Source organism: Streptomyces sp. NPDC102467, from assembly GCF_044765445.1.
Taxonomy (GTDB): Bacteria; Actinomycetota; Actinomycetes; order Streptomycetales; family Streptomycetaceae; genus Streptomyces.
Genome location: NZ_JBIWKA010000001.1, coordinates 73,045 through 91,348 on the forward strand (window position 1 = coordinate 73,045; position 18,304 = coordinate 91,348).

Here is an 18,304-nt window from a genome sequence, read left to right on the forward strand (position 1 = left end):
CCCCTAGGTCGTCTGTCGTGTCGCAGGTGCGGCTCGGTCGTGCGGCTTGGTTCGTTCTTTACGTCAACGTCCCGTGCCCGCCCGGCGTTCCGCGCCGGGGCCGGTTCTTGCGGGATCTTGCTCGGTGTTCCTGGACGCTGACGCTACCTCCCGGCCACGCCCCCGTCCCGTGGGGGCCGCCGGGTGTGCCGGTATCGTTGCTGACGGTCGGCCGATTCGTAGGTTCCCCGTACGGGCGAGTGCGATGCCTTCGTATGAACGTACGAGCGCGGGGGCGCGTCGCAGAAACGAACAAGGCCGACCGTGCGAAGCAGCTCTCCCGAGAACGAGAACGTGAACGAGAAAGGGCCCCGCCGTGGCCAAGGCCAAGCGCCTCGTCGTGCTGGTCTCCGGATCAGGTACGAATCTGCAGGCTCTGCTCGACGCCATCGCGGCCCGGGGGGCGGAAGCGTACGGAGCGGAGATCGTCGCCGTCGGTGCGGACCGGGACGGCATCGCCGGCCTGGAGCGCGCCGAGCGCGCCGGTATCCCGACCTTCGTGTGCCGGGTCAGGGACCACGCCGCGCGTGAGGACTGGGACCGGGCGCTCGCCGAGGCGACGGCCGCGTACGAGCCGGACCTGGTGGTCTCCGCGGGCTTCATGAAGATCGTGGGCAAGGAGTTCCTCGCGCACTTCGGCGGGCGGTGCGTCAACACGCATCCGGCCCTGCTGCCCAGTTTTCCCGGTGCTCACGGTGTGCGCGACGCTCTCGCGTACGGCGCGAGGGTCACCGGATGCACCGTCCACTTCGTCGACGACGGCGTCGACACCGGCCCGATCATCGCCCAGGGTGTGGTCGAGATCCGGGACGAGGACGACGAGGGCGCTCTGCACGAGCGCATCAAGGAAGTCGAGCGCACGCTGCTCGTCGATGTCGTGGGGCGTCTGGCCCGTAACGGCTTCAGCATCGAGGGACGAAAGGTAGTTATCCCGTGACCGCCGAGAGCAACAAGCGGCCCATCCGCCGGGCGCTGGTCAGCGTCTATGACAAGACCGGTCTGGAGGAGCTGGCACGCGGGCTCCACGAGGCGGGCGTCGAGCTGGTCTCGACCGGTTCCACCGCCGCGAGGATCGCGGGCGCCGGGGTGCCGGTCACCAAGGTCGAGGACGTCACCGGGTTCCCGGAGTGTCTCGACGGCCGGGTGAAGACGCTTCACCCGAAGGTGCACGCGGGCATTCTCGCCGACCTCCGTTTGGAGGATCACCAGAAGCAGCTCGCCGACCTCGGCGTGAAGCCCTTCGAGCTGGTGGTCGTGAACCTGTACCCGTTCAAGGAGACCGTCGCCTCGGGCGCCACCCCCGACCAGTGCGTCGAGCAGATCGACATCGGCGGCCCGTCGATGGTCCGCGCCGCCGCCAAGAACCACCCGTCGGTCGCCGTGGTCACCAGCCCCGAGCGGTACGTCGACGTCCTCGCGGCGGTCAAGGACGGCGGGTTCGACCTCACCGCCCGCAAGCGGCTCGCCGCGGAGGCCTTCCGGCACACCGCGTCGTACGACGTCGCGGTCGCCTCCTGGTTCGCCGACGAGTACGCCGCCGCCGACGACAGCGGTCACCCCGGGTTCCTCGGTGCGACGTACGAGCGCAAGAACGTCCTGCGCTACGGCGAGAACCCGCACCAGGGCGCGGCCCTCTACGTCGACGGCACCGGTGGCCTCGCCGAGGCGGAGCAGCTGCACGGCAAGGAGATGTCGTACAACAACTTCACGGACACGGACGCCGCGCGCCGTGCCGCGTACGACCACGACGACCCGTGCGTCGCGATCATCAAGCACGCCAACCCGTGCGGTATCGCGGTCGCCGCGAACGTCGCCGAGGCCCACCGCAAGGCCCACGCCTGCGACCCGGTCTCCGCGTACGGCGGCGTCATCGCGGTGAACCGGCCGGTCACCAAGGAGATGGCGGAGCAGGTCGCCGACATCTTCACCGAGGTCATCGTCGCGCCCGACTACGAGGACGGCGCCCTCGAAGCCCTCACCAAGAAGAAGAACATCCGCGTGCTGCGCGTCCCGAACGGACCGGCCGCGAAGGTCGAGACGAAGCAGATCGACGGCGGCGCGCTGCTCCAGGTCACCGACCGCCTCCAGGCCGACGGCGACAACCCGTCGAGCTGGACCCTTGCGACCGGCGACGCACTGTCGCAGGGCGAGCTGGACGAGCTGGCGTTCGCGTGGAAGGCGTGCCGCGCCGTGAAGTCCAACGCCATCCTGCTCGCCAAGGACGGCGCCTCCGTCGGCGTCGGCATGGGCCAGGTCAACCGTGTCGACTCCTGCAAGCTCGCCGTCGAGCGGGCGGGCGAGGAGCGGGCGCGCGGCGCGTACGCCGCATCGGACGCGTTCTTCCCGTTCCCCGACGGGCCGCAGATCCTCATCGACGCAGGCGTGAAGGCGATCGTGCAGCCCGGCGGCTCGATCCGTGACGAGCAGGTCGTCGAGGCCGCCAAGAAGGCGGGCGTGACGATGTACTTCACGGGGACGCGCCACTTCTTCCACTGAGCCACCCGCACCACGTCGAGGGCCCGCCGGTCGGTGACCGGCGGGCCCTCGACGTGTACAGGTGCCGGGGGTCAGCCCTTCACGTGGACGACGACCGTGCTCGCGACCTTGTCGTGCCAGCCCTGCTTGCGGCCGGACTTGTCCCAGAAGGGCGACAGGTAGACGACGAGCGCGCCGATGCCGCAGGCGAAGCTGCCGACGACCGGGATGATCCAGCGCAGGAAGCCGCCGCCGATGCCCGGCTTCGCACCGGTCTCCGCCTTCAGGACGCGGATGCCGACAGCCAGCTTGCCCAGCGTGGCACCGACGAAGGCGATCATCAGTACCTGGTAGAGCAGGACGACGAGCATGAAGATCCCGGCGATCGGCAACGTCGCGGACTGGAAGTCCGATGTGGCGTTGTTCACGCAGGTGTCGTACGTGGACGAGGCCGAGTCGCAGGCCCGTACCGCGTCGATGAAGTCGCTGAACTTCGGCGCCAGGAACACCACGTAGACGATGCCGATCAGTACGCCGTCGATCAGCTGCGCGCCGAGTCTGCGGCCCATCGAAGCGATCGGCGGGACCCCGGGCATGCCCTGCGGCATCCCCTGCTGCTGCGGGTGCTGGGGGTAGCCGCCGTACGGCTGGCCGGGCTGCTGCGGATATCCGTACCCCTGCGGCGGGACGCCTTGCGGGGCCTGCTGGCCGTACGGGTCCGGCTGCGGTGGTTGCTGTCCGTAAGGGTTGTTCGGTTCGCCGTAACTCATGGCGGGATTCCTCCGGGTATGGCGTCGGGGACGGCGCGGACCTGCGGAGGAATTAGTCGTAGATGCGGCCGCGTACGCGGTTTGCCCCCCTGCCGCAGTCCGCGGTACTACCCGGATCATGCTCCTCAACCGGACAGGGTCCTGTCCAGAGGGCCGCCACGGCTGTTCCGCAAGTGCAACTTGGGGGAACGCGGGCCGCCCTGAAAGAATGGGCCCCATGACCGCCCAGATTCTCGATGGCAAGGCCACCGCAGCCGCGATCAAGTCCGAACTGACCGTCCGCGTGGCGGCCCTGAAGGAGAAGGGGGTCACGCCAGGACTCGGCACCGTCCTCGTCGGCGAGGATCCCGGCAGCCAGAAGTACGTGGCAGGAAAGCACCGCGACTGCGCGCAGGTGGGCATCGCCTCCATCCAGCGCGAACTGCCCGCCACCGCCACCCAGGAAGAGATCGAGGCGGTCGTCCGCGAGCTGAACGAGGACCCGGCCTGCACCGGCTACATCGTCCAGCTGCCGCTGCCCAAGGGCATCGACGAGAACCGCATCCTGGAGCTGATGGACCCGGACAAGGACGCGGACGGCCTGCACCCGATGAACCTGGGCCGCCTCGTCCTGAACGAGCCGGCGCCGCTGCCCTGCACCCCGTTCGGCATCATCACGCTGCTGCGCAAGCACGGCGTCGAGATCAAGGGCGCCGAGGTCGTCGTGGTCGGCCGCGGTGTGACCATCGGCCGCCCGATGCCGCTGCTGCTCACCCGCAAGTCCGAGAACGCGACGGTCACCCAGTGCCACACCGGCACCCGTGACCTCTCCGCGCACCTCAAGCGCGCCGACATCGTCGTGGCCGCCGCGGGCGTGCCGCACCTGATCAAGCCCGAGGACATCAAGCCGGGCGCGGCCGTGCTCGACGTCGGCGTCTCCCGCGACGAGAACGGCAAGATCGTCGGCGATGTGCACCCCGGCGTCACCGAGGTCGCCGGCTGGATCTCCCCGAACCCCGGCGGCGTGGGCCCGATGACCCGCGCCCAGCTCCTCGTGAACGTGGTCGAGGCCGCCGAACGGAACGCGAACGGTGTTCGCTGACACCTCCCGGGGCGCGAAGAAGCGGGGCACGCGACGCTTCCCGCTGTGGACGCGGGACACCGCGCGCCCCGAGGGCGGCGGCCGCGCGGCCTCCGGCGACGCCCCCGCCCCCGCCCGCCAGTGGCCGCTGATCGCCGTGCTCGTGCTGACCGGGCTCGGGTTGCTGCTCACCGCGTTCGACCTGTTCCGCGTCGGCACGATCCTGGTGGGCGTGGGCCTGCTCGGCGGGGCCGTGATGCGCTGGGTGCTGCCGTCCGTCGGCATGCTCGCCGTGCGCTCGCGCTTCACGGACATGGTCACGTACGGGATCCTCGGCCTCGCCATCGTGCTGCTCGCGATGATGGCGCAGCCCGACCCCTGGCTGAAGATCCCCTTCTTGCAGGACACGCTGCACTTCACCGTGCGATGAGTCATCGGTGGTGGTGACGTCGGTGGTGGTGACGTCGGAGGTCGTGACGTCGGTGGCCGGCCGGGGGCTTGGCCGCAAGTGACCGCGAGTGGCCGGGAGTGACGTGTGGGGCCTCCGGGATGGAGGCCCGCCGTCCTTGTGTGGCGATGTGCGGTCAACTTCGGGGATTTGTCGTAGGGCGCCGGACTCCCCGCATAGCCTGGGAAATCGGGACCGTTCTGGACGTCCCGGACCTGGAGGGTGCGAGGGGGCACGCTCCGGAGATCGCGCTGTCGAACGCTGTCGAATGCCCCCGTGCGCCCCCGCCCAGGGAACTGACATCCTGGCTACTCGCATCCCAGTGGGTAGCCAGTGGAAGCCGGGGCCAGAGCGCGGCGCGGGGGTATTCGGGCACGTACGGGGGGAATAGGGGGAAGGAAATGCCTCGTTGGAAGGCGCTGCCGGATGAACTCGACCCGCAGGTAAAGGAGTTCGCCAGCCAGTTGCGCAGACTGGTGGACCGCAGCGGGCTCGGGATCGCCGCGCTGGCGGACCGCACCGGCTACAGCAAGACCTCGTGGGAGCGGTATCTGAACGGGCGGCTGCTCGCGCCCAAGGGTGCCATCGTGGCGCTCGCCGAGGTGACCGGCACCAATCCCGTGCATCTGACGACGATGTGGGAGCTCGCGGAGCGCGCGTGGAGCCGTTCCGAGGCGCGCCACGACATGACCATGGAGGCGATACGCATATCCCAGGCGCGCGCCGCGCTGGGAGAGTTCGGCGGACCGACCGCGCCCTCCGGCGGCGGGCGGAACGGGAGTGCGACCGCCTCCCGGACCACCGGCATCGCCGGTCCCGCGGGAGTTTCGCCGACCGTGCCGCCGCAGGCTCAAGCGCCGAGTGTCGACCAGTTCGCGCCCGTCGGCCAGTTCACACCCGTCGGCCAGTTCGGGCCTGCCGGGCCGGTCGCCCCGCCCACCCCGCCCGCGTCGCCACCGGGGGGTTCCGGCGGTCCGGGCAGGCGGCGGCTGACCATGTTCCTCGCGGGAGTGGTGGGCGCCGCGCTCGTCGTGCTCGTCGCCTACGTCCTGACCAGCGGCGGCGACAGCGACAAGAACGACAAGGCAGGGCCCTCGTCGACGCCGTCGACCAGCGCGCCCCAACTGCCCGCGGGCGTCCAGTGCGTGGGCGACGGCTGCACCGGCAAGGACCCGGAGGCCATGGGCTGCGGCGGCGACCTCGCCGACAGCCCGACCCGGTCCGTGGTCGGCGCGGTCACCGTCGAGGTCCGCTACAGCAAGACGTGCAAGGCGGCCTGGGCGCGGATCCAGGGCGCGGCCCCCGGCGACAGCGTGCAGCTCGACGCGGGCGCCAAGGCGTCGAAGAAGGGCCTGGTCGGCGACGCGGACACGGACGCGTACACACCGATGGTGGAGGTCGGTTCGGCCTCCGCCGCGAAGGCGTGCGTCACGCTCGCGTCCGGCGAGAAGGGCTGCACCGAGTAGGTGGCCCGGGTGTGTGGTCCGGTTACCTGCTCCGGGGTCGTGCTCCGAGCGTCGCCCGAATGAGTGCGCATAGGGGCTTCCTTTCGGGGAAGGCGCACCACTACCCCCACGGGATGGTCACACGGTGACACCCCCACGACGGCCGCCACGCCCACTCTCCCGGGCCGGCGGCCGTCCCCGTGTGCGAAGGGGGCGGGGGCGCGCTCTGTGGGGTGAGCCACACGAACCGGTAGGTCCGGTGGCGGCGGGGCGCGATAGCCTGACGAGCGGATCTCTTGATGCCGAGAGATCGATCAAAACCTGCTGTCATACGGAGAACGCCATGACCCGCACTCCCGTGAACGTCACCGTCACCGGCGCCGCCGGCCAGATCGGCTACGCACTGCTCTTCCGCATCGCCTCCGGCCAGCTGCTCGGCGCGGACGTGCCGGTCAAGCTGCGCCTCCTGGAGATCACCCCGGCGCTCAAGGCCGCCGAGGGCACCGCCATGGAGCTCGACGACTGCGCCTTCCCGCTGCTCCAGGGCATCGAGATCACCGACGACCCGAACGTCGCCTTCGACGGCGCCAACGTCGGCCTCCTCGTCGGCGCCCGCCCCCGCACCAAGGGCATGGAGCGCGGCGACCTGCTCTCCGCCAACGGTGGCATCTTCAAGCCGCAGGGCAAGGCCATCAACGACAACGCCGCGGACGACATCAAGGTCCTCGTCGTCGGCAACCCGGCCAACACCAACGCCCTCATCGCCCAGGCCGCCGCGCCGGACGTACCGGCCGAGCGCTTCACGGCGATGACGCGCCTCGACCACAACCGCGCGCTGACCCAGCTCGCGAAGAAGACGGGGTCGACGGTCGCAGACATCAAGCGTCTGACCATCTGGGGCAACCACTCCGCCACCCAGTACCCCGACATCTTCCACGCCACGGTCGGCGGCAAGAACGCCGCCGAGGTCGTCAACGACGAGCAGTGGCTGGCCGAGAACTTCATCCCGACCGTCGCCAAGCGTGGCGCCGCGATCATCGAGGCGCGCGGTGCGTCGTCGGCCGCGTCGGCCGCCAACGCCGCGATCGACCACGTGTACACGTGGGTGAACGGCACGGCCGAGGGTGACTGGACCTCCATGGGTATCCCCTCGGACGGTTCGTACGGCGTCCCGGAGGGCCTGATCTCCTCGTTCCCCGTCACCACCAAGGACGGCAAGTACGAGATCGTCCAGGGCCTGGACATCAACGAGTTCTCGCGTGCGCGCATCGACTCGTCCGTCGCCGAGCTGACGGAGGAGCGCGAGGCTGTTCGCGGCCTCGGTCTGCTCTAGCCTCGCCGGCGGGGTTCCGCGTTTGGCTCCGCCTTTGGTTCTGCTTTTGCCGCCCGCGGTGGGTTTTCCGACCCGCCGCGGGCGGTTTGCGTTGGGGGCGAGCGCGGCTTTCGTCGTGGCTGGTCGCGCCCCGCGGCGGAGCCGCTGATCGACACAGCCCCGCGCCCCATGAGCAGGGGCGCGGGGAACTGCGCGAGAAGTCCCCACCGGGCCGACACTCGCCCACCAAGCCCCACCTGGCAGACGATCACGCGCGACCGCGATAGCCCAAGGAAACCGCGACCGTCGCGACCAGCGTCACCACTCCGACCCCGGCCAGCGCCGAAGACATGCCCGACGAGAAGTCCGGGGCACCGGCCAGCACCGTCCCGGCGACGGCCACGCCGAGCGCCGCCCCGAGTTCGCGGGACGCCGTACCGAGGCCGGAACCCAGGCCCGCCTGGTGCGCGGGCAGGGAGGTCAGGACGCCGATGGTCAGGGCCGGCATACAGGTGCCCGTGCCGAAGGAGATGACCAGGAGCCACAGGATGTAGACGCCGTACGGGGTATGCGGCCCGGCCGTCGACGCGCCGAGCAGGCCGACGCCGATCAGCGCGAGGCCGGCCGTGACCACCGGTCGGGGCGTCGCCTGCAGGCGCGCGACGATCTTCGGGGCCAGCGCCATCCCCACCGTCACCGGCAAGATCGCGATGCCGGTGAGTGCGGGACCGTAGCCCTTGATGCCCTGCAAGTACTGGGAGTTGACGAAGAACAGGGCGAACAGGCCGAAGAAGCCCACCGCCGTGCCGAGCGTCGCCGCCCGCAGCCGCGGCGCGCGGAAGACACGCGGGTCGAAGAGGGGCGCGGGGGAGCGCAGCGCGTGCCGGGCGAAGCCGGTCGCCAGCAGCGCGCCGAGCGCGAAGGCGATGAGGATGCGGGCCGAGCCCCAGCCGTACGTCGGTCCCTCGATGATGCCGAAGAGGATCGCGACCAGGGCCGTCGTGACGAGGAGCGTGCCCAGCGGGTCCGGGTTGCCGCGGTCGGCGCGCGGGGTGCGCGGGACGGTCCGTGCGACGGCCACGGCGAGCAGCGCCGCCAGCGGCACCATCCCCCAGAACAGCGCGCGCCAGGACAGGAACTGACCCGCGAGGCCACCGCCGAGGTTGCCGAACGCGCCGCCGACGCCCATCGCGAGCGTCCACGCGGTCATGGCGCGGGCTCGCCGCTCCGGGCCCCCGGCCAGGTGGACGAGGATCGACATGGTCGCCGGGGTGATCAGCGCGGCGCCGGTGCCGCAGACCGCGCGGCCCGCTATCAGGAGGCCGGGCGCCGTGGCGAGCGCGCTGACCGCGGCGCCCGCGGCGAACAGGGCGAGGCCGGTCAGGAGCGCGCCCTTGCGGCCGTACCGGTCGGCGGCGGCGCCCGCCGGGATCAGGAGACCCGCGAACGCGATGACGTACGCGTCGACCGTCCACATGATCTGCGTCGACGAAGGGTGCAGCGAGGACGAACCCAGCTGGGGGATGAGGAGGTTGATCGCCGCGACCATGCTCTGCGCGACCAGCACGCAGGCGCAGACCGTCAGCAGGGTGAGGCGCCCCAGGCGTGGTGTCCCGGCCGGACTCCCGGCCGGACCCTCGGTCAGAGGCGGGGGCGGGGGCGGGGACGTCGTTCGGGCAGGCGTGGGCATGGCTCCTCCTGGGAGCTTCGGATGGGGAGCTTCGGATGCGGAGCTGGAGCTCGGGTGGGGTGGTGTGGGTGCCCTGGGGGCCCGTTCAACGTAGGGTCGGCCCTGGTCTGCTTTCCAGTGCAACTTATGCAGGAGGTGATTGCGTATGGCGCAATCAGCGGCCCGAGCTGCGGCGCAGTCGTCCGTGGCGGCCGGGCTCGATCTGAATCTCCTCGTCGCCCTGGACGTACTTTTGGAGGAGCAGAGCGTGCGCGGCGCCGCCCGCCGCCTCCACCTCTCCGAACCCGCGATGAGCCGCACCCTGGGCCGCGCCCGCAAGGCGCTCGGCGACCCGCTGCTCGTGCGCGCCGGGCGGCACATGGTGCCGACGCCGTACGCGCTGTCGCTGCGGGCCGAGGTCGGGGCGGTGGTGGAGCGGGCGCGGGCCCTGTTCGCGGCGCGCGGGGCGGAGGACCTGCGGTCCCTGACGCGGACGTTCACGGTGCACGGGAGCGATTCGCTCGCCGCGCTGCTCGGGCCGCCGCTGCTCTCCCGGGCCGCCGCCGAGGCACCCGGGATCCGGCTCCGGTTTCTCGGCGAGAGTCATCTGGACGCGCCGGTGCTGCGGGAGGGGACGGCCGATCTGGAGGTCGGTGTCATCGACTCGGCCGCGCCCGAGGTGCGGATCGAGCCGATGTCCGTGGACCGGATGCTGGGTGCGGTCCGCGCCGGACACCCCTTGCTGCAAGGGGAGTTGACGGCCCGTCGGTTCGCCGAGGAGGCCGAGCATCTCACCGTGTCACGGCGGGGGAAACTGCACGGCCCGATCGATGACGCGCTGGCCGAACTCGGCCTGCGGCGGCGGGTGGTGGGCAGCGTGGGCTCGTTCCCCTCGTCGCTCTTCTTCCTGCGCGACACGGACCTCGTGGGGCTGGTCGGCTCCTGGTGCCTGCCGATGACGGACGCGCTCGGCCTCGTCACCTTCCCGATCCCGCTGGAACTGCCGCCCTTGCCGATCGCCCTCGCCTGGCATCCGCGCCACGACGCGGACCCGGGGCATGCGTGGCTGCGGGGGTGTGTGCGGGATCTGATGCGAGCACAGGCGCCTCCCTCTCCGTACGACAACCTCTGAAGGCGCTCAACTCGGCTGTGCCGCGCGGAAGAGATGCCGCACCATGAGTAAATGATCAGGAAGTCGAGCCGTGAGCTGAACGTCCTCGTCCTGCGGGACAGCAACCGCCTCGCGGATGCCGTCGAGGCGGCCCTCCAAGCGGCGTCCGACGCCGAACGGCCCGGACTGGAGCGAGCCGCCGCCCTCATCGCCGAGGCGGCTGCCCGGAGCGAGGCCGAGCTGCGCGGGGACTGGGTGCGCGCACGTCTCGCGGCGGCGGGCCACGAAGGCCCCGCCGACTCGGTCCAGGCCATCAAACTCCTGCGCCAGGCCGAACCGGGCCTGAGCCTGTACGCGGCGGTCCGTCTGGCGAAGGACGCGGTGGAGACGGCCTGAGGGGGCTGCCTGAGGAGCCGGGCCCTGAAGGGTTACGCGGCGCCGAGCGAGGCCAGCTTCGCGACGTCCACAGACTCGGAGGCGGGCGGTGTCTTCAGCGGTACGGGCTTTCCGTAGTCCGCGTACCGCGTCGTGGTGTCGGTCTCGCGGGCGCCGGGCGTACCGGCGCTCACCTCGGTGTACTTGAGCGCGTACGGCTTGCCGCGCGTGGCCACGTACAGCGTCCTCGTTATGCCGCTCTCCTCGCCGGCCCTCTCGCCGGCCTTCTTGCCGGTCGGTTCGCCGGTCGGTTCGCCGGTCAGTGGGATGACGGGTGTGCCGGGCATGCCGCGTGTGCCGTCCAGTTCCGTGGGCGTGCCCTTCTTGTCGATCTCCTCCGCTTTTGTCTGGCGCCGCAACTGCTTCCGCAGCGCGTTCAGATCGCAGACGCTCGCGAGGCCCTTGAGCGCCGGGTTGCCGACGGGCCCCGTGACGTAGCGGTCCTTGTACAGCTCGGCCGCCGCCCTGCCCTTGGCGCCCGGTACCTGGGCCCGCCACAGCTTGTCGTCCATGCGCATCCACACCCGGTTCCCGCGCCGTACGACGTCGGCCGTGCCGTTGGCGCCGAAGGTGAGCGTGGCCATGCAGTTCTTGTCGCGGTCGAGCGCGATGTCCAGCGCGGACGGGGAGGTGCCGCCCGCCCCCTTCGACCGGTCCGTGACCGTGACGTGCAGTGACGCGGTGTTCAGCACTTCGCGCCGGGCTCTGTCGGATATCTCGCGGGCGGTGAGCCGCGCGACGCCGTTGTCGGCGCTTCCGCTCGTGCTCGTGCTTCCGCTCGTGCTCGTGCTTGCGCCGTCCGTGTGGTGGTCCGCGTCGCCGCCCGTGCCGCCGCCGTCCGAGAACGCCGTCGCCGCGATCAGCGTCGCCGTGCATACCGCTGACGCCAGCACCCACCCGTATCCGAACTTCTTCGCTTCGACCGTCATGGCGCGCCCCCCGAGAACAGAACGTCCCTCAGGGTACGTTTCGGCCGTTTCCCCAGCGCATACGGTGACGCAGCGCACTTCCGGCCACGGAATGCGCATGCTTTGCGCCCCCGAGGGCAGGGGCATCCGACATCACGGCAGAGCGCGCCGAGAGGCCCTCTGCGGTGCTCGGGGGAGCGATCCGGAACGGAAGGCAAAGCAGGACGTGTCAGTACAACGCACCATCCATGTCGGCGGCGAGTGGCGCGAAGCCGCCTCAGGAGCCACCCGCGAGATCATCGACCCCGCGGATGCCAAGCCGTTCGCGGTGATCGCCGAGGGCGGTACCGAGGACGCGGACGCCGCGATCGCCGCCGCCCGCCGGGCCTTCGACGAGGGGCCCTGGCCGAGCACGCCGGTCGCCGAGCGCGCCGCGCTGCTGCGCCGTGTCGCCGAGTTCCTCGTCCGGGACCGGGAGAAGATCGGCCTCCTGGAGAGCCGGGACGCCGGCAAGACCGTCGAGGAAGGCCGCGTCGACGTCGACTGCGTCGCCGACGCCTTCCGCTACTTCGCCGACCTCGTGATCGGTGAGGGCGCCGGACGCGTCGTCGACGCGGGTTCCGAGGAGATCCACAGCGTCGTCGTGCACGAGCCGGTCGGCGTCTGCTCGATGATCACGCCCTGGAACTACCCGCTGCTGCAGGCGAGTTGGAAGATCGCCCCGGCCCTCGCCGCGGGCAACACCTTCGTCATCAAGCCGAGCGAGATCACCCCGCTGACCACGGTCGTGCTCGTCGAACTCCTCGTGGAGGCCGGGTTGCCGGCCGGTGTCGCCAACATCGTGACGGGCCCCGGTGCCTCGGTCGGCGCACGCCTCGCCGACCACCCCGACGTCGACCTCATCTCCTTCACCGGTGGCCTGGTCAGCGGCACCAAGGTCGCCCAGGCCGCCGCCGCGGACGTCAAGAAGGTCGCCCTTGAACTCGGCGGCAAGAACCCGAACGTCGTCTTCGCCGACGCCTGCGAGACGGAGGACGGCTTCGACACCGCCGTCGACCAGGCCCTGAACGCCGCGTTCATCCACAGCGGCCAGGTCTGCTCCGCGGGCGCGCGCCTCATCATCGAGGAGTCCGTGCGCGAACGCTTCGTTGCCGAGCTCGCCCGCCGCGCCGAGAAGATCCGGCTCGGCCGCGGGACCGAGGACGGGGTGGAATGCGGGCCGCTCGTCAGCGAGCAGCAGCGCGACAAGACCGAGTCGTACGTCGCCTCCGCCCTCGCCGAGGGCGCGGTGCTGCGCAGCGGCGGCAAGCGCCCCGAGGCGAGCGCCGTACGGCCCGCCACCGGCTACTTCTACGAGCCGACCGTCCTCGACCAGTGCCACCGCGAGATGCGCGTCGTGCGCGAGGAGACCTTCGGGCCGATCCTCACCGTCGAGACGTTCCGCACGGAGGACGAGGCCGTCGCCCTCGCCAACGACACCGAGTACGGCCTCGCCGGTGGCGTCTGGACCGCCGACGCGGGCCGCGCCCGACGGGTCGCCGCGCGCCTGCGCCACGGCACGGTCTGGATCAACGACTTCCACCCCTACCTGCCGCAGGCCGAGTGGGGCGGCTTCGGGAAGAGCGGTGTGGGACGGGAGCTCGGCCCCGCCGGGCTCGCCGAGTACCGCGAGGCCAAGCACATCTACCAGAACCTGGCGCCGAAGCCGGTGCGGTGGTTCGCGGGCTGAGCGCCCCCGCCGGGCGCGCTCCCCGCGCCCGGCCCCGCCCCCGCACCCGTACTTCTGCACCCGTACTTCCGCACCCGTACTTCCGCACTCGTACCTTTGCACCACCCATTACGCGAAGTACTTTGCCTCGCCTTGGAGTTGACGCATGCCTGAGCACCCCGAACTGTCCGAGAACACGTACGACTACGTCGTGGTCGGCGGCGGCACGGCCGGATCGGTGATCGCCTCCCGGCTCACCGAGGACCCGGACGTCACCGTCGCCGTCATCGAGGGCGGCCCCAGCGACATCGACCGCGACGACGTGCTCACCCTGCGCCGCTGGCTCGGCCTGCTCGGCGGCGACCTCGACTACGGCTACACCACGACCGAGCAGCCGCGTGGCAACTCGCACATCCTGCACAGCCGCGCCAAGGTGCTCGGCGGCTGCTCGTCGCACAACACCCTCATCTCGTTCAAGCCGCTGCCCGGCGACTGGGACGAGTGGGCCGCGGCCGGCGCCGAGGGCTGGGACCACAAGGCGATGGACCCGTACTTCGCCAAGCTGCGCAACAACGTCGTCGCCGTCGACGAGAAGGACCGCAACGCCATCGCCCGCGACTTCGTCGAGGCCGCGCAGGCCGCGACCGGTGTGCCGCGCGTCGAGGGCTTCAACAAGGGCCCGTTCAAGGACGGCGTCGGCTTCTTCGACCTCGCGTACCACCCCGAGAACAACAAGCGGTCCTCGGCCTCGGTCGCGTACCTCCACCCCCACATGGAGGCGGGCGACCGCCCCAACCTGACGCTGCTGCTCGAGACGTGGGCGCACAAGCTGGCCTTCGTCGACGGCGTGCGCGCGCACGGCGTGCACGTACGCACGAAGGACGGCGCGGAAAAGCTCGTCCGCGCGCGCCGCGAAGTCATCGTCTGCGCGGGCGCCGTCGACACGCCCCGCCTGCTGCTGCACTCCGGTATCGGCCCCAAGGCCGACCTGGAGCGGCTCGGCATCCCCGTCGTGCACGACCTTCCGGGCGTCGGCGAGAACCTGCTCGACCACCCGGAGTCCGTCATCGTCTGGGAGACGGACGGGCCGATCCCCGACAACAGCGCGATGGACAGCGACGCCGGCCTGTTCATCCAGCGCGACCCCGAGGCCGCCGGGCCCGACCTGATGTTCCATTTCTACCAAATCCCGTTCACGGACAACCCGGAGCGCCTCGGCTACGTCAGGCCCGAGCACGGCGTGTCCATGACGCCGAACATCCCCAAGCCGAAGAGCCGCGGCCGCCTCTACCTGACCAGCGCGAACCCCGAGGACAAGCCCGCCCTCGACTTCCGCTACTTCACGGACGAGGACGACTACGACGGGCAGACCCTCGTCGACGGCATCCGCATCGCCCGCGAGATCGCGAAGACGCAGCCGCTGGCCGGCTGGCTCAAGCGCGAGGTGTGCCCCGGCCCGGACGTCACCGGCGACGAGGAACTCAGCGAGTACGCCCGCAAGGTGGCCCACACCGTCTACCACCCCGCAGGGACCTGTCGGATGGGCGCCAAGAGTGATGAACTCGCAGTGGTGGACCCTGAGTTGAGGGTTCGAGGGCTGCAGTCCATTCGTATCGCCGACGCGTCCGTCTTCCCGACGATGCCCGCGGTGAACCCGATGATCGGAGTGCTCATGGTCGGGGAGAAGTGTGCCGAGCTGCTGGGTGGTGACGCGTGATGAGTACGCAGACCGTGGTGAAGGACCCCGCCCCGGACGCCGACGCGGGCTCCACCGAGACCGTCTTCGCCGTCCGCAACCTGTGGAAGGTGTTCGGCCCCAAGTCCGAACGCGTCCCGGGCGACGCCGAACTGGCCGGCCTGAGCGCCGCCGAACTGCGCTCCCGCACCGGCTGCACCGCCGCCGTGCGCGACGTCTCCTTCGACGTCAAGCGCGGTGAGGTCTTCGTGGTGATGGGCCTGTCCGGCTCCGGCAAGTCCACCCTGGTGCGCTGCCTGACCCGCCTCATCGAACCGACGTCCGGCGACCTGTCCATGGACGGCGAGGACGTCCGCGCCATGGACAAGAGCCGGCTGCGCGCCCTGCGCCGCCGCCGCGCCGCCATGGTCTTCCAGCACTTCGGCCTGCTGCCGCACCGCACCGTCCTCGACAACGTCGCCTACGGCCTGGAGATCCAGGGCGTCGGGCGCGCCGAGCGCCGGGCGAAGGCGATGGAGGTCGTCGCGAAGGTGGGCCTGGACGGTCTCGAAGGACGCCGCCCCGGCCAGCTGTCCGGCGGTCAGCAGCAGCGCGTCGGCCTCGCCCGGGCACTCGCCGTGGATCCCGAAGTCCTCCTGTTCGACGAACCGTTCAGCGCCCTCGACCCGCTGATCCGGCGTGACATGCAGGAGGAGGTCGTGCGCCTGCACCGCGACGAGGGCCGCACGATGGTCTTCATCACCCACGACCTCAACGAGGCGCTGCGCCTCGGCGACCGCATCGCCCTGATGCGCGACGGCCGCATAGTCCAGCTCGGCACTCCCGAGGAGATAGTCGGCGCGCCCGCCGACGACTACGTCCGCGAGTTCGTCCGCGACGTGCACCGCGAGCAGGTCATGACGGTCCGGCGCGTCATGCGCCCCGCCGACGCGGACGAGGCCGACCGCGGCCCCGAGATCGCCGCCGACGCCACGGTGTCGGAAGCGATCGACGCGGTGGCACGCAGCGGGTTCGCCGTGCGGGTGATGGACGACGGCCAGTGCGTCGGCATAGTCGACCACGAGGGACTCCTCGGCGTCGTGGCCGGCACGAACGCCGACACCATGAGCGATGGCGCCGCCGCCGAGTCCGGGGCGGCCCGGGACACCGGTGGCGTGGCCGCGGGGCCCGTCGTGGCTCCGGGCGCCGCTGAGGAGGCGCCCACGTCGGCCGCCCCGAGCCCGAGCCCGAGCCCGCGCCCCGACGGCGACGAGGCGGTCTGACATGACAGCCGCCGTCACAGTCGCCCCCACCAAGGACAGCTCCGCCCGCCGCAGAGACCTGCTCCGCCACCGCGTACTCGGCAAGCTCCTGCTGCTCGCCGTGGCCGCGGCGGTGATCGTACCGATCGTCAACGCCCGCTGGTCCAGCGGCACCTGGCCGGGCGCCCTCACCGTCGACATCTCCGAACCGCTCGGCAAGGCCAGCGACTGGATCATCGACAACCGCGACAGCAGCCCGCTGTTCCTCTACTTCCTCGGTCACATCAGCAACGCGATCGTCCTCTCCATCCGCGCCGTCTACCTCGTGCTGCTCGCCGCGGGCTGGGCCGGCGTGACGGCCGCGGCCGGACTGATCGCCTGGCGCGTCGCGGGCTGGCGCCTCGCCGCCTCCGCCGTGCTCGCCTTCCTCGCGTGCGGCGCCCTCGGCATGTGGGTGCCCACGGTGCAGACCCTCGCGCTCATGGCCGTCGCCGTGTTCGTCTCGGTCGTCCTCGGCGCCGTCCTCGGTCTCGCCGGGGGCCTGAGCGACCGGATGTACCGCGCCCTGCGCCCGGTCCTCGACACCATGCAGGTGTTCCCCGCCTACGCGTACCTGCTCCCCGTCGTCCTCGTGTTCGGCATCGGCGTACCCGCCGCGGTCCTCGCCACCGTCGTCTACGCGGCCCCGCCCATGGCCCGCCTCACCGCGCTCGGCCTGCGCTCCGCCGACAGCGGCGTCATGGAGGCCGTCGCCTCGCTCGGCGCGACCGGCCGTCAGCGCCTGCTGACCGCCCGCCTCCCGCTGGCCCGCAAGGAACTCCTCCTCGGCCTCAACCAGACGATCATGATGGCCCTCTCCATGGCCGTCATCGCCTCCGTCATCGGCGCGGGCGGCCTCGGCGACCGCGTCTACCAGGCACTCGCCTCCGTCGACGTCGGCGCCGCACTGGCCGCCGGCATCCCGATCGTGCTGCTCGCCGTCGTCCTCGACCGCGTCACCGGCGCGGCGGGGGAGAAGCTCGGCTCCCACGAGCCCCCGGCGCACTGGAAGTGGGGCGTCGTCGCCGCCGGCACCCTCGTGGCCGCCCTCGCGGCCCGCTTCGCCGACCGCCTCGACTGGCCCGACTCCTGGGTCGTGAACATCGCCACCCCCGTCAACGACGCCGTCGACTGGATGACCGACCACCTCTACACCGGCGTCCCCTACGTGGGCGGCACCGCCGACTGGGCGGCCCACTTCACCACCTGGATCCTCGACCCGCTGCGCTCCGGCCTGACCTGGCTGCCCTGGTGGTCGGTGCTCCTGATCGTCGCCGCGCTCGCCTGGCTGATCGGCACCTGGCGCACCGCCCTGACCGCCGTGCTCGCCATGGCCGCGATCGGCGTACTCGGCGTCTGGAAGCCGTCCCTCGACACCCTCTCCCAGGTCCTGGCCGCGGTCGCCGTTACCCTGGTCCTCGGCTTCGCGATCGGCATCGCGGCGGCCCGCAGCGAACGTCTCGAACGCATGCTGCGCCCCGTCCTCGACGTCTTCCAGACGATGCCCCAGTTCGTCTACCTGATCCCGGTCGTCGCCCTCTTCGGCGTCGGCCGCGCCCCCGCCGCCGCCGCGGCGGTCGTCTACGCGCTGCCCGCCGTCGTCCGCATCACCGCTCAGGGGCTGCGCCAGGTCGACCCGGCCGCGATGGAGGCGTCCCGCTCGATGGGCGCCACGACGAGCCAGCAGCTACGGCAGGTCCAACTCCCGCTCGCCCGCCCCGCCTTGCTCCTCGCCGTCAACCAGGGCGTCGTCCTGGTCCTCGCCGTCGTCATCATCGGCGGCCTCGTCGGCGGTGGCGCGCTCGGCTACGACGTCGTCTTCGGCCTCGCCCAGGGCGACCTCGCCACGGGCCTCGTCGCGGGCGCCGCGATCGTCTGCCTCGGCCTGATGCTGGACCGCGTGACCCAGCCGACGGAACGCCGCAGCCGTACCGGAAAGGAGGCCTGA

Annotated in this window: 15 protein-coding genes; 12 read left to right on the forward strand and 3 right to left on the reverse strand. The window is 71.4% G+C overall.

Translation table 11 applies throughout. The features are described 5' to 3' along the window. Positions 1 to 355: 355 nt before the first annotated feature. Together purN and purH are read left to right on the forward strand one after the other, a co-directional pair. Positions 356 to 976: a phosphoribosylglycinamide formyltransferase gene (gene purN / locus ACIREE_RS00280; RefSeq protein WP_404144384.1), complete on the forward strand. Its 621-nt coding sequence runs from the start codon at positions 356 to 358 to the stop codon at positions 974 to 976. Next, on the forward strand, positions 973 to 2,535 hold the full coding sequence (gene purH, locus ACIREE_RS00285) for a bifunctional phosphoribosylaminoimidazolecarboxamide formyltransferase/IMP cyclohydrolase (RefSeq protein WP_404144385.1): 1,563 nt from the start codon (positions 973 to 975) through the stop codon (positions 2,533 to 2,535). The genes purN and purH overlap by 4 nt, the downstream gene beginning before the upstream one ends. A gap of 71 nt (positions 2,536 to 2,606) precedes the next feature. Here purH and ACIREE_RS00290 read toward each other — a convergent pair whose 3' ends face one another. Beyond that, on the reverse strand, positions 2,607 to 3,284 hold the full coding sequence (locus tag ACIREE_RS00290; protein WP_404144387.1) for an RDD family protein: 678 nt from the start codon (positions 3,282 to 3,284) through the stop codon (positions 2,607 to 2,609). A gap of 217 nt (positions 3,285 to 3,501) precedes the next feature. On the opposite strand from ACIREE_RS00290, the gene ACIREE_RS00295 reads away from it, so the two are divergent. The 4 genes from ACIREE_RS00295 (at position 3,502) to ACIREE_RS00310 (ending at position 7,570) form a co-directional block, all read left to right on the forward strand. Next, positions 3,502 to 4,365 (forward strand): bifunctional methylenetetrahydrofolate dehydrogenase/methenyltetrahydrofolate cyclohydrolase, encoded by an 864-nt coding sequence (locus ACIREE_RS00295; RefSeq protein ID WP_404144388.1) that lies wholly within the window; start codon positions 3,502 to 3,504, stop codon positions 4,363 to 4,365. Then, positions 4,355 to 4,774, forward strand: a complete 420-nt coding sequence (locus ACIREE_RS00300) for a DUF3017 domain-containing protein (RefSeq protein ID WP_404144390.1) — start codon at positions 4,355 to 4,357, stop codon at positions 4,772 to 4,774. Before ACIREE_RS00295 ends, ACIREE_RS00300 begins: the two co-directional genes overlap by 11 nt. A 419-nt stretch (positions 4,775 to 5,193) precedes the next feature. Next, a complete protein-coding gene (locus tag ACIREE_RS00305) occupies positions 5,194 to 6,258 on the forward strand; it encodes an XRE family transcriptional regulator (RefSeq protein ID WP_404144391.1) in 1,065 nt (354 codons plus the stop codon). Positions 6,259 to 6,580: 322 nt separating this feature from the next. Beyond that, positions 6,581 to 7,570, forward strand: coding sequence for a malate dehydrogenase (locus ACIREE_RS00310; RefSeq protein ID WP_404144393.1), 990 nt, complete (start codon positions 6,581 to 6,583; stop codon positions 7,568 to 7,570). Positions 7,571 to 7,817: 247 nt separating this feature from the next. Here ACIREE_RS00310 and ACIREE_RS00315 read toward each other — a convergent pair whose 3' ends face one another. Beyond that, entirely contained in the window at positions 7,818 to 9,239 is a 1,422-nt protein-coding gene (locus ACIREE_RS00315) for an MFS transporter (RefSeq protein ID WP_404144395.1), read from the reverse strand. 145 nt (positions 9,240 to 9,384) lie between these two features. Between ACIREE_RS00315 and ACIREE_RS00320 the strand changes: the two genes are divergently transcribed. Both ACIREE_RS00320 and ACIREE_RS00325 read left to right on the forward strand, forming a co-directional pair. Next, entirely contained in the window at positions 9,385 to 10,350 is a 966-nt protein-coding gene (locus ACIREE_RS00320) for a LysR substrate-binding domain-containing protein (protein ID WP_404144397.1), read from the forward strand. Between the two features lie 51 nt (positions 10,351 to 10,401). Next, the gene (locus tag ACIREE_RS00325; protein ID WP_404144399.1) at positions 10,402 to 10,725 is read left to right on the forward strand and encodes a hypothetical protein; all 324 of its coding nucleotides are present in this window, start codon (positions 10,402 to 10,404) and stop codon (positions 10,723 to 10,725) included. Positions 10,726 to 10,757: 32 nt separating this feature from the next. Here ACIREE_RS00325 and ACIREE_RS00330 read toward each other — a convergent pair whose 3' ends face one another. Then, positions 10,758 to 11,693: a hypothetical protein gene (locus ACIREE_RS00330; protein WP_404144400.1), complete on the reverse strand. Its 936-nt coding sequence runs from the start codon at positions 11,691 to 11,693 to the stop codon at positions 10,758 to 10,760. Positions 11,694 to 11,898: 205 nt separating this feature from the next. On the opposite strand from ACIREE_RS00330, the gene ACIREE_RS00335 reads away from it, so the two are divergent. From ACIREE_RS00335 to ACIREE_RS00350, 4 genes are all read left to right on the forward strand, one after another. Next, entirely contained in the window at positions 11,899 to 13,401 is a 1,503-nt protein-coding gene (locus ACIREE_RS00335; protein ID WP_404144402.1) for an aldehyde dehydrogenase family protein, read from the forward strand. Positions 13,402 to 13,546: 145 nt separating this feature from the next. Next, complete coding sequence (locus tag ACIREE_RS00340) at positions 13,547 to 15,097, forward strand: GMC family oxidoreductase (RefSeq protein ID WP_404144403.1); 1,551 nt, start codon at positions 13,547 to 13,549, stop codon at positions 15,095 to 15,097. Further along, the gene (locus tag ACIREE_RS00345; protein WP_404144405.1) at positions 15,097 to 16,338 is read left to right on the forward strand and encodes a glycine betaine/L-proline ABC transporter ATP-binding protein; all 1,242 of its coding nucleotides are present in this window, start codon (positions 15,097 to 15,099) and stop codon (positions 16,336 to 16,338) included. The genes ACIREE_RS00340 and ACIREE_RS00345 overlap by 1 nt, the downstream gene beginning before the upstream one ends. Position 16,339: 1 nt before the next feature. Then, positions 16,340 to 18,304 (forward strand): ABC transporter permease, encoded by a 1,965-nt coding sequence (locus ACIREE_RS00350; protein ID WP_404144407.1) that lies wholly within the window; start codon positions 16,340 to 16,342, stop codon positions 18,302 to 18,304.